Origin of the sequence: Rhodococcus sp. 1R11 (assembly GCF_004563845.1) — a bacterium.
Taxonomy (GTDB): domain Bacteria; phylum Actinomycetota; class Actinomycetes; order Mycobacteriales; family Mycobacteriaceae; genus Rhodococcoides.
In genome coordinates, this window is the sequence record NZ_SPNG01000001.1 from 487,825 (window position 1) to 503,339 (window position 15,515).

Genomic DNA, 15,515 nt, shown 5'->3' on the forward strand with positions numbered 1-15,515 from the left:
AGCTGCGACAGGTCGAACCGTTGAGGCGGCACAGATCGACATGAAGACGGCGGCAACCGTTGACGAAGCCTGCGGCAACTCGGGTGTTCACGTGCATTCCTCCATCGGTCCCGGCGGTAGCACCCTCACCCGACGAGCGGGGGGTTGCTGCGACGTCATAGAGCCAGGTCTCTCGGTCGCTCTGGATGGTCCTACGGTTTCCGATACTACGAGAGCGTCGGCTCGGTTGCCAACCGGGGTAGCAAAACCCGCCGACCACAGACTCGAGAAGCGTGGCTGGAACGACACCTACCGTTCGGACGGCCGGCGTCTCCACTCCTGCAGGACTCCGAATCCTTCTGCGACTCACACTTTTTCAGCCCTGAGGCATTCACGCGCAGGACCCAGTACTCGATTGCTCCACCGGCGGTAGCGAATCGGACGAGGACGTCCATGCAGAGCCAGGTCGCGATAGAGAAGTCCTGTTCTGCACCGTCGAGACCGATCAGTGTCAGCTCTTCTCCCACGGCAACCAGTGCGCGATCGATATCGGAACCGCCGGAGCCGAGCCAGGCCAACGCACGTCCGAGGAGCGCCCAGTCGCCGGCAGGCACAGGCTCATCGGCCGATTGCCTGCACAGTTCCGCAGCCGCAGCGAGAGCATCCGACACCGGAGTCGACACCGAACCGTCGAGTTCGGCGAGAACGCCTCGATCGGAGTCCACCAGATCGGCCATGTAGCGCCAGCGGACAGGAAGCGCCGCGTTCTCGGGCCACAGGTCGGCGGTACCGAACTGGAGTCGGGTGATCATGTCCTTCGGCGAACTGCACGACAGTGCAAAGCCACACGAGTCGTTCATGTCGATCATCCCCACTGGGTCAACACACAACATTGGACACCGGCTCGACACTCATGTTCGGAAATACCGTCGAGAACGGGCTTTCGTCACCGATGCAAGCAACGCTGCTGTGGTCGTCACGTCCGCCTTGGGGGATATTGAACGCCGCCACCTGCATCTCCGCGAGTCGTGGTTACGCACAATCGACAACGTCACACTTGTGCTGCAAATGTAACTTGCCGCATAGCGTGGTGTCGCACAGCTGGCTCAGCGATCTGATCTCTCAGCACGGACTCGTATCACCGGAATCCCCATTGCGTTCACCCACAGTTGCGCTCACCACGCAGGAAGGGTTCGATCGATACGACCATCACAGGAGGAGTACGAGCGCATGGCGTACGACGAGCTTCTTGCGGACCGCATCCGCGACGCCCTCTCGGACCAGGAGAGTCTGCGTGAGCAGAAGATGTTCGGCGGTCTGGCGTTCATGGTGCGAGACAAAATGGTGGTGTGTGTGTGGGCACCGGAAGTCGCGCTCTCCTGGTTCGTGTGGACGGGGTGCGCGAATCCGAATACCTCCAGCTCGACTGGGCCCACCATGCCGTCATGGGTAAGGGGCGGTCGATGGGCGAAGGTTGGATCACCGTCGATGCAGAAGCGCTGACGAGCGAACCGGCACTGCAGTTCTGGGTCGGTGCCGCCCTGGAACACAATGCCGACACGTCGAGCTGACAGCCGTTGCTCGGCGATACTGCACCCCACTCAGCGCCTAGGCGGGCATCACTGAACCGGGCTCATTCGAGAGTCTTCTCGAAGGGATGCGCTCCGACACTTTCGGAGGGCAAACTCCGGTCGTACAGCGGGGTGTAGCCGGCTGCCAGGTACAGCGCAACAGCCTCGGGCTGGTTCCAGCCGGTCGTCAGGTAGACCCTGCGATATCCGCGATCACGTGCGCTGCGTTCCAGCTCGGCCACGACCAGTCTGCCGAATCCCCTGCCCCGGTGCTGTTTCGACGTCCAAATACGCTTGAGCTCTGCGGTTTCCGAGTCGTATTTCCGGTATGCACCTCCCGCGACAGGAACGCCACCGGCCAAGGCAATCAACAACACACCGCCCGGCGGTGCGAACTCCCGGGCGGGATACGACGTCAATTCCTCGTACTGGACCCCGGGGCTACGGCCGTACCGGGACGAATATTCGATCGCCAGTTCCTGCAGCAGGGGCGTCGCCAGCCGATCGTGCTGATCGACCTCGACGAAGTGCACGCGTCCTGGACCGGTATCGCCAGTGCGAATGTTGACATCGAACGTAGCGCTCATGTGCTTCCTGTCTCGATTATCCGTCGACCAGATCTGCGACCAATTCTCCGATCGCGGGAGCGAACTTGAATCCGTGGCCCGAGAATCCCGCAGCGACGACGGTGTTGCCACTGCGAGCGATTGCGAAGTTGGAATCGGGAGTACTGGTGTACAGACACGTCAGCGGGTCGGCCGTATCGGCGTGCACTCCCGGCAACCACGTGCGTGCGTATTCGATCAGGCGATCGACCCCCGCCGGATCGGCCACGAAGTTTCGAGTGTCCGGATCGACGACGGGCCCGGTGGCGTGCTCACCGATCTTGACGCCGTCGACCGACGACAGGCCGTAGATGCCCTCGCCACGAAATTCGGCACCCGGGTGGTGAATGAAGCTCGGCCACTCCAGTCCTCGTTGCACCGGAACGAAATGCGCCGGCTGTTCCTGCGTGGTGACCAACGGCGGAAGCCTCAGAAGCGGCGCTACCTTCGTCGTCCAGGCGCCTGCTGCGACCACGACTACGTCGGCCGCGTAGGCGCGACTGTCGGTGATCACCTCACTGCCGCGGATCTCTCGAACCGGCGTCTCGTATTCGACGATTGCTCCGCGATCGAGCGCGGCCTGCGTCGAGGCGGCAACGCTGCGGTCTGCGTGCAACCGTCCGGCACCGGGGTGGTAGAGCACTGCGGTGTCGAATCGTATGCCTCCCCAACGTGACTGGGCCGCTGAAGGTTCGAGCACCTCGAACTCCACTCCCGCTCTCCCCAACGCATCGATACGGGGCCGCACCACGGACGGGTCGCCATGGTCGACTGCGCCGGTCAGTTCCAACAATTCGGTCTCGGTCGATTCCTCCAGATCGCGCCACAGGGTGAGGGCGCGGGCAGCAAGAGCCACGTAGTAGTCGTCGGCGTACGCGTGCCGGTAGATGCGCGACGATCCGTGCGAGGCACCTCTGTCGTGACCCGCACCGAACTGTTCGAGCAACGTCACATCGTGTCCGCGTACTGCGAGTTGCCACGCGCTCGATGCTCCGATGACTCCTCCACCGACGACTACTACTCTCATCTGCTGTCTAACCTTCCTTACGTGGGAGCCCCGGCGGGTTGATGACGGACTCCTGTACGGCCTCGGACTGCAGGCCCCAACGATCGATCACCTTCTGATAGCTGCCGTCTCCGATGGCGTGATTCACTGCGTCCTGCACGGCGTCGATGAGCCCGTTGTCCTTCTTCGTCAGTACTGCTATCTCACCCTGCAAAGCGTCTCCCGCACCGGAGAACGTGCCGATGATCTTGGTTTCACCACCGGTTGCCGCGTGGTAAACAGCCGACGGATTCGGTCCCAGGTACCCGTCGATACGGCCTGACCCGAGCGCCAGGTAGTAGTCGGACGTGTTCTGGTAGTAGGCGATCTCGGCGGGAGCCAGACCCTCGGCTACGTTCTGCTCGTTCCAGTCGACCAGCAACTGCTCTTGGTTGGTACCGGAGCCGACCCCGATCTTCTTTCCTGCGATGTCCTGACGCTTCTCGACTGTCCAATCGGTGTCCTTCTGCGCCTCGAAAGCGAGGTTGTCCAGTCGATAGGTCGCGAAGTCGTACTTGTCCTTGCGCTCCTCGGTGACGGTGACATTGGAGATGAACACGTCGTTCTCACCGGAGTCGATCTTCACGAAGTTCTGCGACCAATCTGCGACCTGAAGGTCGACGTCGAGACCGAGAATGTCGGCGATCAGGTACGAGAAGTCCACCTCGGACCCCACGATCGTGGTGTCGTCGGTCGCGTAGAAACGCAGCGGTGGCGCGGTACCGCCCGCCCCGGTGACGATCAGGGTGCCTCGATCGCGAATCGCTTGCGGCACTTCGGCTGCGATCTCGTCGACCTTCTGGGCGCGAACGCGGTCGGCCTGCTCGGGTGAAAGATCGAACGATCCGCCGTCCTCGGTGACGACCTGAGATTCTGCAGTGGGCTCGCTGCATGCTGTCGCAGTGAGTGCGAGGACAGCGAATGCGGACGCGGCCACCGCGAGCCGACGAGATGATCCGGACATGATTTTCCCCGTTCGTGGGTGCAGGTGAAGGTGTGTGGGAGTTAGAGAACGTGAGCGAGGAACGACTTGGTGCGTTCCTCCCGAGGTGAATCGAGAAGCTCGGTCGGAGAACCTTGTTCGACGATGACGCCGCCGTCCATGAAGACGACGGTGTCCGCGATCTCGCGGGCGAAGCCCACCTCGTGGGTGACGATCACCAACGTCGCGCCCTCACGGGCAAGGCCGCGGATGACCTCGAGAACCTCTCCCACCAATTCGGGATCGAGTGCTGACGTGGGCTCGTCGAACAGAATGACTTTGGGACGCAGGGCAAGTGCCCGCGCGATGGCGACCCGCTGCTGTTGTCCCCCGGAGAGTCGTCGCGGATAATCATGTGCTTTCGCGTGCACTCCGACTCGTTCGAGGAGAGCCAGCGCCTCGGGTTCGACGTCGGAACGCGTGCGCTTCTGCGCCGAGATCGGTGCCTCGATGACGTTCTCGAGCACCGTCAGGTGCGGGAAGAGGTTGAAGTTCTGGAACACGAAACCGATCTGGGAACGCTGCCGCAGAATTTCCCTGTTGCTGAGTTCGTGCAGTTTGTTGCCTTTGCGCCGGTATCCCACCAGCTCACCGTCGACCCGGACGGTGCCCTGATCCACCTTCTCCAGATGGTTCAGAGCGCGCAGCAAGGTCGATTTTCCCGAACCCGAGGGGCCGATTATCGCGGTCACCTCACCGGGACGTACCACGAGGTCGATGCCTTTGAGCACGTCGAGCCCGCCGTAGGACTTGTGGACGCCACGCACCTCGACCGCGTATCTCGTTGCGGCAGTGGACGTGGAGGCATCGAGAGTGGTCATCGGGTCGCCCCTCTCGGCGCGAAGGTGACGTTGGCGAGCTTGTGGCGAATCTGCTGGATCGGCGTCAGCGGAATGTTACGTACCGCGCCCTTGGCGTAGTGCCGCTCGACGTAGAACTGCACGATCGAGAGGACCGACGTCAGAATGATGTACCAGACGGTCGCGACCATGAGCAGCGGAACCACGCGTCCGTTGCGTCCGTATATGACCTGCACCTGGTAGAACAATTCGGCGATGGCCATGACCGACACGATCGACGTGCCTTTGAACAGAGAGATCACCTCGTTGGCCGCGTTGGGGAGAATCCCTCGCATCGCCTGCGGCAGAACGATCTTGAAGAACTCCCGTCTCTTCGGAATACCCAGCGCTGCTGCTGCTTCGAGTTGCCCCTGGTCCACCGAGATGATGCCGGCCCGAACGATCTCGGCCGAGTAGGCCGCTTGGTGCAGGGCCAGCCCGATGATGGCTGCCGTCGATCCACTGATGACGTTGTTGACGTCGAATCGAAAGAAGCTGGGACCGAACGGAATGCCCAACGACAGAGTCCGGTACAGATACGCAATATTGAACCAGAACAGAAGCTGCACGATCAACGGGATGGAACGGAAGGCCCAGATGTAGAACCAGGAGATAACCTGCAGCACAGGATTGTCGGACAGCCGCGCTACCGCCAGGCCGATACCGATGGCGAAGCCGATCAGCGTGCCCCAGAAGGTGAGCTGGATGGTCAACCACAGCGCCGACATCACCGATGCCGCAGTGAAGTACTGCGCGAAGGTGCCCCAATCCCATCCGGGGTTGGTGACGAAGCCGTGCAGGAACTGACCGACCACGATCAGAGTGGCGACTGCGATCACCCAGCGCCACGGGTGCCACGTGCGGGCAACGACGAGTTGTTCGTCGGGAATGTCGTCCGTCGTATCCGCAACGGGTCGAGAGTCGAGTTGAGTCACCGGAACCGCCGGGTCGGATGGGCAGCGATCATCGCTGGGTTGCCTTTCGAAGATTTCGTGCTGTGAGTACGCCGATCGGTCAAGCGTGCGTACAGATACAGATGTTCATCGGTCGTGCCTCCATCGGTCCTGGCGGTAGCACCCACACGCCGTAGGGCGGGGTTGCTGCGACGTCATCGAGCCAAGGTCTCTCGGTCGCTCTGGATGGTGACAGGAACGTACAGAACAATCTACCGAAAAGTCAAGTGCACGTGCATATTCGGTTACAATCACGATGATTTCAACCCTTGCCACCGCAGCAACCGCCACTGGGTTGCTTCTGTAGAGGGTCGACGAACTCCACCACTCTCGTGGCGGTCGCGGCCGCGATTGTCCACGGGCTCAGGCGAACTGAACGGAAGCCGACGTGGCTGCTTCCCCGTATGACGCTTGTTCTGTTCGGTCTCGGCAGTCTCGTGTGTGTCGTCGCGGGCGACTATCTCCCTGCTGCGGTCGCCGCGATCCAGGCTGTGATCCTTCCACTGTTCATGCTGGACGACCGAGTGAACGCCCTCTATCGGTACACCCCCGACGTGTCCTGAACCGCGGTCTCGAATCACCCTGATTTCAACCATTGCCTCGCGCCTTCGACACGGCAAGGGTTCCTAGCGACAGCGTCGACGAAAGGACTGGGTCGCCACGATGCCGAACAACTCTGCCGCGTCGAAGAACACCGCAATCGCCATGATCGAACGCAGGATTTCCTCGTCCACCGCCGAATCCTGGGACTGGCAGCTCGACGCACTGTGCCGGGGTCAGGACTCGGAGATCTTCTTCTCCCCCTCGGGTGAGGGGCGAACGGCGCGTCGCCAACGCGAGGATCGCGCCAAGCAGGTGTGCGCCGGCTGCGGGGTGCTCGACGCCTGCAAGCGATTCGCGTTGGCAGCCAACGAACCGTTCGGGGTGTGGGGCGGCATGACGGCCCGCGAACGGCTGGTTCATCGGGCCAACTCGCGACGCGACCACGAGCGGCGGGCGAGTTAGGCCGCGACCAGAAGATGGTCCGCAGCTCGCCGGATGGTCCACAATGGAGGGGTGACCGATATCGAGAAGCCCCTGCCGTGGACGTATCTGATGGACATGGACGGAGTTCTCGTCCACGAGGATCACCTGATCCCCGGTGCCGACACGTTCCTCGCCGAGCTGCAGGCCAACGAGATCCCGTTCATCGTGTTGACGAACAATTCGATCCGCACCCCACGTGACCTGCGCGCACGTCTCGCATTCACCGGCTTGGACATTCCGGAGAAGTCGATCTGGACCTCCGCCCTGGCCACCGCCACCTTCCTCGGAAATCAGCGGCCCGGCGGCAGCGCCTACGTCGTCGGCGAGTCCGGTCTGACGACCGCCCTGCACGACATCGGCTACACCCTGACCGACTCCAGCCCCGACTACGTGGTGCTCGGCGAGACCAGGACGTACTCGTTCGAGGCCATCACCACCGCCATTCGTCTCGTCGAGAAGGGTTCGCGCTTCATCGCCACCAACCCCGACGCGACCGGTCCGTCGCGCGAGGGTTCGCTGCCCGCGACCGGTTCTGTCGCCGCACTCATCACCAAGGCGACGGGCAAGGAGCCGTACTACGTGGGCAAGCCCAACGCGTTGATGATGCGTTCGGCTCTGCGCGCCATCGGCGGGCACTCCGAGAACACGCTGATGATCGGCGACCGGATGGACACCGACGTGCTGTCCGGTCTGGAAGCCGGATTGCAGACCATTCTGGTGTTGACCGGCATTTCGACCGTGCAGTCCGTCGAGCAGTACCCGTACCGTCCGACGAAAGTGCTCGATTCCGTCGCAGACTTGGTGGGCCGCACACAGAACCCGTTCTGATGAAGCTCCGATTCGTTCTGTCTCGGCAGGATCATCACGTCGTCGGCTTGGGAGTGCAGCAACATTTTCCGGATGTCGCCGACGCAGTCGCGGCGGTACAGCAAGGCCGAAACGTCCTCGGGGTACTGCCTTTCGACATGGCCGACGCGACCGCGCTGATCGAGCCGGTGGAGTTCTACCGCCGCGCCGGTGCGTGGGCGGTACCGGATGCTCAGCCGCCGCTACCGACCGTCACCGTCGTACGTCAGATCCCCGAGCCGGACGTCCACGTCGAACGTGTCCGTGAGGTCGTGCGGCGGTTGGAAGCCGGTGTTGCCGAGAAGATCGTGCTGGCACGGGCGATCGAACTGGCCGCCGAGTCACCCATCGATCCGTCAGCGGTGTTGAGCGCGTTGGTGACTCGCGATCCGATGGGAAACGGCTTTTTCGCAGACCTCTCGCCCACAGACGAGCCCGGCAGACATCTCGTCGGCGCAAGCCCCGAACTGCTGGTGCGCAAACGCGGGAACGTCGTCAGCTGCCATCCCTTCGCCGGGACGGCCGCGCGCTCCACCGACCCCGACGAGGACGCGCGTATCTCGGCGGCACTGGCGGCCAGCGCGAAAGACCAGGCCGAGCATCGCTTCGTCGTCGACGAGATCAAGGCAGCACTGGCGCCGTTCTGCGAGACACTGGACGTACCCGCGACACCTCAGCTGAGCAGCACTCCGCAGCTGTGGCACCTGTCCACGCCGATCGTCGGTACGTTGGCCGACCCGTCGACGTCGGCCCTCGACCTCGCATTGGCGCTGCATCCCACCGCTGCCGTCGCCGGTGTTCCCCGCGCCGCCGCCATGCGAGCGATCACCGAGATCGAGGGATCACGCGGCTTCTATGCCGGTGCGCTCGGATGGACCGACGGCAGCGGGGACGGTGAATGGATGGTCGCGATCCGGTGCATCGAACTCACCGCCGACGGCCTGTCCGGTACCGCCACAGCCGGCGGCGGCATCGTCGCCGAATCGGACCCCGACGCCGAACTGGACGAGACCACAGCGAAATTCCGTACCGTGCTCAGCGCATTCGAGCACTGACGAACCGCGCTGCCCAAGCCGCCTAGAGCGCCTGGTCCAGATCCCCGATCAGGTCCTCAGTGTCCTCGAGACCGATGGAAATCCGCACGACGCCATCGGTGATACCCACTGCAGCACGACCTTCCGGGCCCATCGCGCGGTGCGTGGTGGTGGCCGGGTGGGTGATGAGCGTCTTGGAATCGCCGAGGTTGTTCGAGATGTCCACGATCTTCAGGCCGTCGAGCAACTCGAAAGCACGCTGCTTGCCTGCGCCGCCGGGGGCATCGAGCTCGAACGTGACGACCGTGCCGCCGCCCGACATCTGCGACGTCGCCAGCTCGTACTGTGGATGCGATGGCAGGAACGGGTATTTGACCCACCGCACCGCCGAATGCCCTTCGAGGAACTCGGCGATCTGCAGTGCGGAGTTCACCGAATGCCGCACGCGCACCGGCATCGTCTCGAGCCCTTTGAGCAACGTCCAGGCGTTGAACGGGCTCAGGGCCGGTCCCGTGTGCCGCATCAACGTCTGCACCGGCCCGTCGATGTACTCCTTCGATCCCAGGATCGCGCCGCCGAGCACCCGGCCCTGACCGTCGATGTGCTTGGTGCCGGAATACACCACCACGTCGGCACCGAGTTCGAGGCTGCGCTGCAGCAGAGGCGTCGCGAACACGTTGTCCAACACCACCGTTGCACCGGCGGCGTGCGCCATCTCGGACACCCGCCTGACATCGACGAGCGACTGCATCGGATTGGACGGAGTCTCGAAGAACACCGCGGTCGTCGGCACCGACAATGCCTGCTCCCACTGCTCGAGGTCCTCACCGTCGACGAAGACGGTCTCGACACCCCAGCGCGGCAGGATCTCGTTGCACACCACGAAGCAGGAACCGAAAAGGCTACGCGCAGCGACCAATCGGTCACCGGCCTTCAACAATGCGCCGAGCGCGGTGAATACTGCCGACATGCCACTCGACGTGCCGAAGCACGCCTCGGCACCCTCGATCAGCCGCAACCGCTCCTCGAACATCTTGACCGTCGGGTTGCCGTAGCGCGAGTACACGAAATGATCGATGTCACCGGTGAACGCCTGCTCGGCGGCACCGGCACTCTCGTAGACGAAACCCGAAGTGAGATACAGCGCTTCGGCGTTCTCGTCGAAGCCCGATCGCATCAGACCGCCGCGAACTCCCAGCGTTCCCTGACCCACACCGTCGGGTAGCGGCTTCTGAAAACCCCCGCCCCTGGGAATGTTCGTCACGACTGCCTCCAGGGCAACCCGACCGCACGCCACCCCACGGCACCGCGGTGGCCATCGGCATCGGTGGCACCTTCGAAACCGTCGAGCACGTTGTAGGACGGGCCGATTCCCGCAGCCGTGGCGGCCTCGGCCGCACCGATCGATCGCTGACCGGAGCGGCACAGGAACACCACCGGCCGATCGCCGTCCACGCCTGCGGCTTTCAGCTCGTCGACGAAGTCGGTGTTGCGAGCGCCGTCGGGGTAGCTCACCCACTCGATCAGGTGGGTCGGGCGATCGATGCCGGAGGTGTCGGGTACGCCGACGTACCGCCACTCGGCATGGGTGCGGACGTCGACGAGAACGGCATCGGGGTTGCTCTGCAACAACTCCCACGCCGCCTGCGGGGTTATGTCACCTGCGTAGGTCACTGGATCAGCCTTCCGTCACTTGCTGTTACGACATCACACGTGCCCGAATCACACATTGCACACCAACCAGGTGTCGTTCACCCGGACGAACTTCCATTCGTCGTCGGTCTGCGCTCCGGATTTCTCTTCCTTCAGCGGTACCGTGACCACACCGCGGTCGCCGTTGACCTCGTACCCCGTGGGCACTCCGTCGATCGACGTCTCGCCGTTGCGTTCCACGTCGCCTGCGCGGTCGATGCGGTACTGGGCGTCGTCGCCGGGGATCAGGCGCTCGACCTGTTCGGCACACGTGTTCGCACGCAGCAGATCCGCGTCACCGTTGTTCTGTGCTTCGAGGAAACCGTCGACGGCGTCGGTGAGCAACTGCGCCTGCGTCACGTTGTCCTCCGCGGGGGCGAACTTGGACGCCGCGAAAATGCCGACGAGCAGCACGACGACGACGCCCGCAGCGATGATGAACGGCCACGCGGTGGGCGGACGCTGCTCACCGGAGTCGGTAGCCGCCTGGGATGCGTTGTTGCGCGCTTCCTCACGACTGTCGACCCACTGCTGCCTACGTTCACTCCACGACGCCATGTAGGCAATCTTCCTCGATCCGACGGGTCTGCGTTCAGCTGGGTCCTTCAGTGACTGGGTGCGTCAGCGACTGGGTCCTTCAGCGAGTGGGCCCGACTGGGATGTCGCCCTTCAGCGTGATGCGATGCATCTTGCGGTGCTCGGTGCCGTAATCGCGGTTGGCGTAGTGCGACGTGCTGCGGTTGTCCCACAGCACCAGATCTCCCAGACGCCAGCGGTGGCGCACGATGTGCTCGGGCTTGGTCAGGTGCGCGTACAACAAATCCAGGATTCCGCGGCTCTCCGCCTCCGAGACGCCCACGATGTGGGAGGTGAAACCCGGATTGACGAACAGCCCCTTGCGGCCGGTTTCCGGATGCACCCGCACGACGGGATGTTCGACGGGGACCAGCGCGGTGACTTCCTTGCCGTCCCACACGTTGCCCTTACCGCCGCGCTTCTGCGCGAGGTAGTAGCCGAACTCCCGGTTGCCGTCGTGAATTGCTGTGAGCCCATCGATCATTCGGCGAACGGGCGCGGACAGCGACTCGTAGGCGAGCTGACTGTCGGCCCAGTTGGTGTCGCCGCCGTGTGGTGGCAGGACGACGGGCCGCAGGATCGACCCCATCGGCGGACGTTCCATGAACGTGACGTCGGTGTGCCAGACGTCGGCGAACCCGTTGTCCTGACTGTCGAGGGCGTAGACCTCGGGGGCGACGTGCCCGCTGTCGTGAACCGGGTGACCGGCGGTGAGGTCACCGAGCCGGCGACCGAACTCGATGTGGCCTGCGTCGTCGATCGACTGACCTCGCAGCACGAGAACCTTGTGCTCGACGAGTGCCGTCCGAACGGCGCGGATTTCGGCGTCGGACGCGGTGGCGACGTCGAGACCGATGACTTCGGCACCGAAGCTCGGGCCGAACTTGTCGAGAGTGAGCGAAACGGTCTGTTCCAGAGTGGTCATGTGTCCTCGAATCCGAGAGACAGCGGTGCGCCTACTGGTCGCGGCACGGCCGTCGAGGGAGGGATCCCGTCCCGGCGACGTCGGGTGACAGGGATTGGGCGTCGGGTCAGGTCACCGACAACACATGTTGGTGCAGGTGCGACAGAAGTCGACGGTGAACCGTCGGACCAGGTATGTCGTCTGCACGGGTCAATTCCTACCGGAACCCGGGGAATACGGCAAGTTGCCCACTGCCCCAGCTCAGGTTGTCCTTAATTTATGCTGGGGTGTCCGCACTTCCCTCGAAGAAGGTAGCTCGCTGCACATGACTGATCAGACTCGTCCACTCCGCGTCGCCATCGTCGGTGCCGGACCGGCAGGCATCTACGCCGCCGACGCGCTCATGAAGTCCGACCACAATGTCAGCGGACCGGGCGTGAGCATCGACCTCTTCGAGCGGATGCCGGCCCCGTTCGGGCTCATTCGCTACGGCGTCGCCCCTGACCACCCACGCATCAAGGGCATCATCACCGCCCTGCACAAGGTGCTCGACAAGCCTCAGGTGCGCCTGCTCGGCAACATCGACTACGGCACCGACATCAACCTCGACGACCTGCGCCGCTTCTACGACGCCGTCATCTTCTCCACCGGAGCCAACGCCGACCGCGCACTGAACATCCCCGGCATCGACCTCGACGGCAGCTACGGCGCCGCCGACTTCGTCTCCTGGTACGACGGCCACCCCGACGTGCCGCGCACCTGGCCCCTCGAGGCCGAGAAGGTCGCCGTCCTCGGCGTCGGCAACGTCGCCCTCGACGTCGCACGCGTTCTCGCCAAGACCGGCGACGAACTGCTCCCCACCGAAATCCCGGCCAACGTCTACGAAGGCCTCAAGGCCAACAAGGCCCTCGAGGTGCACGTCTTCGGCCGCCGCGGCCCGGCTCAGGCCAAGTTCACCCCGCTCGAACTGCGCGAGCTCGACCATTCGCCGAACATCGAGGTCATCGTCGCACCCGAGGACATCGACTACGACGAGGGTTCCGAGCAGGCTCGCCGCAGCTCCAAGCAGATCGACATGGTCGCCAACACCCTGCAGGACTGGGCCATCCGCGACGTCGGCGCTCGCCCGCACAAGCTGTTCCTGCACTTCTTCGAGTCCCCGCACGAGGTACTCGGCGAGGACGGCAAGGTCGTCGGTCTGCGTACCGAGCGCACCGAGCTCGACGGCACCGGCAACGTCCGCGGCACCGGAAAGTACAACGACTGGGACGTTCAGGCCGTCTACCGCGCCGTCGGCTACCTCAGCCAGAACATCAGCCAGCTCCCGTTCGACGAGCAGGCAGGCACCATCCCCAACGAGGCCGGACGCGTCGTCGAGTCACCGCACTCCACCACGCCCGTTCCCGCCACGTACGTCACGGGCTGGATCAAGCGCGGACCCGTCGGCCTCATCGGTCACACCAAGGGCGACGCCAACGAGACGGTCGCGAACCTGCTCGAGGATGCGCCGAGCTTCGCCGGTGCAGCCGAGCCGGATCTCGACGCCGTCACCTCGTTCCTCGAAGGCAAGCAGGTTCCGTTCACCACCTGGGACGGCTGGTACCGCCTCGACGCCCACGAGCGTTCACTCGGCGAGCCCGAGGGTCGCGAGCGCGTCAAGGTCGTCGAGCGCGAAGACATGCTGAAGGCCTCCGAGCCCGACAAGGCCTAGAGCGGCTGGCGCCGCATGTGAGTGGAAACGCGTAGCAGGCTACGAGTTTCCACTCACATGCGCGCAGCGCACTACACCCGAACCGCCAGCAGCTTTCCCTCGGTTTCGATCTTGCGCTGATGCTCGTTGAAATCCGGTGCAGCGCAGACGAACAGCGTGCGACCATCGGATCCGCCGAGTCCACACGCGAACACGCCGAGATCGAAGTCGAGCTGCTCGAGCACCTCTCCGCCCGGCGCGACGTGCAATACGCGCTGACCGAGTGCGTCGGCGATCCACATCGTGCCGTCGGTGTCGATGCAGCATCCGTCGGCGGCCACCTTCACCTCGCCGATAGCCGTTGCCATGTCCGTCGACGACGGCAGCTCACCGAACTTCGCCCAGTCACGCCGCTCCCCCAGCGACCCGTCCTCGGCGACGTCGAAGGCACTGACCCGGTTCCCGACCGTCTCGTCGACGAGCAGTTCACCGGAATCGGTGAACGCCATTCCGTTGGGGAAGTACAGATCCGAGGCCACGACGTGCGCGGACCCGTCCGGATCGACGCGAATCAGATCGGCCGTCTCGACGGGAGCGAAATTCATCAGGTCGAATCCGAAATTGCCGATGTATGCGCGTCCCTGCGCATCGACGAGCATGTCGTTGAGGTTCGCCGTCACGTACGTCGACAGATCGGCATGAACTGCCAGCGAACCGTCGTGCTCGCGTAGTAACAACTTGTAATCACGCATCGAGACGATCAGCAGCCGGCCGTCGGGTAACCAACCCAGTCCCGACGGCTGATTGGGCACCTCGGCTTCGACTCGCACGTCGGAACCGTCCTCGAGGGCGGATACGACGCGATGGCTGTAGAAATCCGATACCCAGATCCTCCCGTCGTGCCAGCGTGGACATTCGAAATAGGTGTATCCGTCGAGAACGACGGTGGTCTCCGGTTTCATGTTTCGCATTCAAACACCGAGCCAGGTGGCCGCGACGGCGAATCGGCGAGCTGGCATGCTGGGACCCGTGTTCGACGCCCACCTACACATCATCGACCCCCGATTTCCGTTGATCGAGAACCAGGGATACACGCCGGATCCGTACACCGTCTCGAACTATCTCTACGACGTCGACGGGCTCGGGATCACCGGCGGTGCCGTGGTCACCGCATCGTTCCAAGGCACCGATCAGAGCTATCTGTTGGAAGCACTGGAGACGCTCGGACGCGGCTGGGTGGGGGTGGCTCAGCTCGATCCGGAGTGCACGGACGAGGAGATTGTGGCCCTCGACGAGGCAGGTGTGCGGGCGATGCGATTCAACCTCAAACGCGGTGAGACCGACGTCGAGATGCTCACCACGCAGGCCCGACGAGTGCACGAACTGGTGGGCTGGCACGCCGAGCTGTACGTCGACGCGTCGTTGCTGCTTTCGCTCGAGCCGATCCTCGCGAAACTACCGGCGGTGAGCATCGACCATCTGGGACTGTCGACGCAGGGACTTCCCTATCTGTTGAACCTCGTCGACCGCGGAGTACGCGTCAAGGCAACGGGATTCGGCCGCGTGGACCTCGACATCGTCGACACCCTGCAGCAGGTCCACCGCGTGAACCCGGAGGCACTGCTGTTCGGCACCGACCTGCCCGGTACGCGAGCCCCGCGGCCGTTCTCCGAGACCGACATCGACATCATCTCCGGGGCCGTCGGCGGCGACCTCCCCGCTGTGCTCGACGGTAATGCCCGGGCTTGGTATCGAGTCCCTTAGATCAGCAGG

Annotated in this window: 18 protein-coding genes and 2 riboswitches; of the genes, 7 read left to right on the top strand and 11 right to left on the bottom strand. The window is 63.7% G+C overall.

What is annotated here, in order from left to right; genetic code table 11:
• Window positions 1-98: 98 nt before the first annotated feature.
• Window positions 99-192, bottom strand: a riboswitch (SAM riboswitch).
• 14 nt (window positions 193-206) lie between these two features.
• Window positions 207-839 carry a hypothetical protein gene (locus E4P29_RS02425; RefSeq protein WP_135041559.1) on the bottom strand — a complete coding sequence of 211 codons (633 nt, stop codon included), beginning with the start codon at window positions 837-839 and terminating at the stop codon, window positions 207-209.
• Window positions 840-1,334: 495 nt separating this feature from the next.
• Here E4P29_RS02425 and E4P29_RS26230 point away from each other — a divergent pair, with 495 nt between their 5' ends.
• Complete coding sequence (locus tag E4P29_RS26230; RefSeq protein ID WP_245154114.1) at window positions 1,335-1,550, top strand: hypothetical protein; 216 nt, start codon at window positions 1,335-1,337, stop codon at window positions 1,548-1,550.
• Window positions 1,551-1,612: 62 nt separating this feature from the next.
• Here the strand turns inward: E4P29_RS26230 and E4P29_RS02435 are convergent, their stop codons facing one another.
• From E4P29_RS02435 to E4P29_RS02455, 5 genes are read right to left on the bottom strand one after another with little or no spacing between them, the layout of a single operon-like run.
• The gene (locus tag E4P29_RS02435; RefSeq protein ID WP_135041561.1) at window positions 1,613-2,137 is read right to left on the bottom strand and encodes a GNAT family N-acetyltransferase; all 525 of its coding nucleotides are present in this window, start codon (window positions 2,135-2,137) and stop codon (window positions 1,613-1,615) included.
• A 16-nt stretch (window positions 2,138-2,153) separates the two neighbouring features.
• On the bottom strand, window positions 2,154-3,182 hold the full coding sequence (locus E4P29_RS02440; RefSeq protein WP_135041563.1) for an FAD-dependent oxidoreductase: 1,029 nt from the start codon (window positions 3,180-3,182) through the stop codon (window positions 2,154-2,156).
• A 7-nt stretch (window positions 3,183-3,189) separates the two neighbouring features.
• On the bottom strand, window positions 3,190-4,164 hold the full coding sequence (locus tag E4P29_RS02445) for an ABC transporter substrate-binding protein (RefSeq protein WP_135041565.1): 975 nt from the start codon (window positions 4,162-4,164) through the stop codon (window positions 3,190-3,192).
• 41 nt (window positions 4,165-4,205) lie between these two features.
• Window positions 4,206-5,003, bottom strand: a complete 798-nt coding sequence (locus E4P29_RS02450; protein WP_135041567.1) for an amino acid ABC transporter ATP-binding protein — start codon at window positions 5,001-5,003, stop codon at window positions 4,206-4,208.
• A complete protein-coding gene (locus E4P29_RS02455; RefSeq protein WP_209205291.1) occupies window positions 5,000-5,911 on the bottom strand; it encodes an amino acid ABC transporter permease in 912 nt (303 codons plus the stop codon). The genes E4P29_RS02450 and E4P29_RS02455 overlap by 4 nt, the downstream gene beginning before the upstream one ends.
• 162 nt (window positions 5,912-6,073) lie before the next feature.
• Window positions 6,074-6,167: riboswitch (SAM riboswitch) on the bottom strand.
• Between the two features lie 211 nt (window positions 6,168-6,378).
• On the opposite strand from E4P29_RS02455, the gene E4P29_RS25835 reads away from it, so the two are divergent.
• From E4P29_RS25835 to E4P29_RS02470, 4 genes are all read left to right on the top strand, one after another.
• Window positions 6,379-6,537, top strand: coding sequence for a hypothetical protein (locus E4P29_RS25835; RefSeq protein ID WP_167735353.1), 159 nt, complete (start codon window positions 6,379-6,381; stop codon window positions 6,535-6,537).
• A 142-nt stretch (window positions 6,538-6,679) separates the two neighbouring features.
• On the top strand, window positions 6,680-6,979 hold the full coding sequence (locus tag E4P29_RS02460) for a WhiB family transcriptional regulator (RefSeq protein ID WP_027494274.1): 300 nt from the start codon (window positions 6,680-6,682) through the stop codon (window positions 6,977-6,979).
• Between the two features lie 33 nt (window positions 6,980-7,012).
• Complete coding sequence (locus E4P29_RS02465; protein WP_045840622.1) at window positions 7,013-7,828, top strand: HAD-IIA family hydrolase; 816 nt, start codon at window positions 7,013-7,015, stop codon at window positions 7,826-7,828.
• Window positions 7,828-8,901, top strand: a complete 1,074-nt coding sequence (locus E4P29_RS02470; RefSeq protein WP_135041571.1) for an isochorismate synthase — start codon at window positions 7,828-7,830, stop codon at window positions 8,899-8,901. The genes E4P29_RS02465 and E4P29_RS02470 overlap by 1 nt, the downstream gene beginning before the upstream one ends.
• Before the next feature lie 22 nt (window positions 8,902-8,923).
• Here E4P29_RS02470 and E4P29_RS02475 read toward each other — a convergent pair whose 3' ends face one another.
• The 4 genes from E4P29_RS02475 to E4P29_RS02490 all read right to left on the bottom strand — a co-directional run bounded on the left by E4P29_RS02475 (window position 8,924) and on the right by E4P29_RS02490 (window position 12,073).
• Window positions 8,924-10,144 (bottom strand): O-succinylhomoserine sulfhydrylase, encoded by a 1,221-nt coding sequence (locus E4P29_RS02475; protein WP_135041573.1) that lies wholly within the window; start codon window positions 10,142-10,144, stop codon window positions 8,924-8,926.
• On the bottom strand, window positions 10,141-10,554 hold the full coding sequence (locus E4P29_RS02480; RefSeq protein WP_135041575.1) for a rhodanese-like domain-containing protein: 414 nt from the start codon (window positions 10,552-10,554) through the stop codon (window positions 10,141-10,143). Before E4P29_RS02480 ends, E4P29_RS02475 begins: the two co-directional genes overlap by 4 nt.
• A gap of 48 nt (window positions 10,555-10,602) precedes the next feature.
• On the bottom strand, window positions 10,603-11,130 hold the full coding sequence (locus E4P29_RS02485; RefSeq protein ID WP_135041577.1) for a hypothetical protein: 528 nt from the start codon (window positions 11,128-11,130) through the stop codon (window positions 10,603-10,605).
• A gap of 79 nt (window positions 11,131-11,209) precedes the next feature.
• Window positions 11,210-12,073 carry a TauD/TfdA family dioxygenase gene (locus tag E4P29_RS02490; RefSeq protein ID WP_135041579.1) on the bottom strand — a complete coding sequence of 288 codons (864 nt, stop codon included), beginning with the start codon at window positions 12,071-12,073 and terminating at the stop codon, window positions 11,210-11,212.
• A gap of 304 nt (window positions 12,074-12,377) precedes the next feature.
• Here E4P29_RS02490 and E4P29_RS02495 point away from each other — a divergent pair, with 304 nt between their 5' ends.
• Entirely contained in the window at window positions 12,378-13,763 is a 1,386-nt protein-coding gene (locus E4P29_RS02495) for an FAD-dependent oxidoreductase (protein ID WP_032401092.1), read from the top strand.
• A 71-nt stretch (window positions 13,764-13,834) separates the two neighbouring features.
• Here the strand turns inward: E4P29_RS02495 and E4P29_RS02500 are convergent, their stop codons facing one another.
• On the bottom strand, window positions 13,835-14,704 hold the full coding sequence (locus E4P29_RS02500) for an SMP-30/gluconolactonase/LRE family protein (RefSeq protein WP_245154115.1): 870 nt from the start codon (window positions 14,702-14,704) through the stop codon (window positions 13,835-13,837).
• Window positions 14,705-14,759: 55 nt separating this feature from the next.
• Here E4P29_RS02500 and E4P29_RS02505 point away from each other — a divergent pair, with 55 nt between their 5' ends.
• On the top strand, window positions 14,760-15,506 hold the full coding sequence (locus E4P29_RS02505) for an amidohydrolase family protein (RefSeq protein WP_135041583.1): 747 nt from the start codon (window positions 14,760-14,762) through the stop codon (window positions 15,504-15,506).
• Window positions 15,507-15,515: the final 9 nt, after the last annotated feature.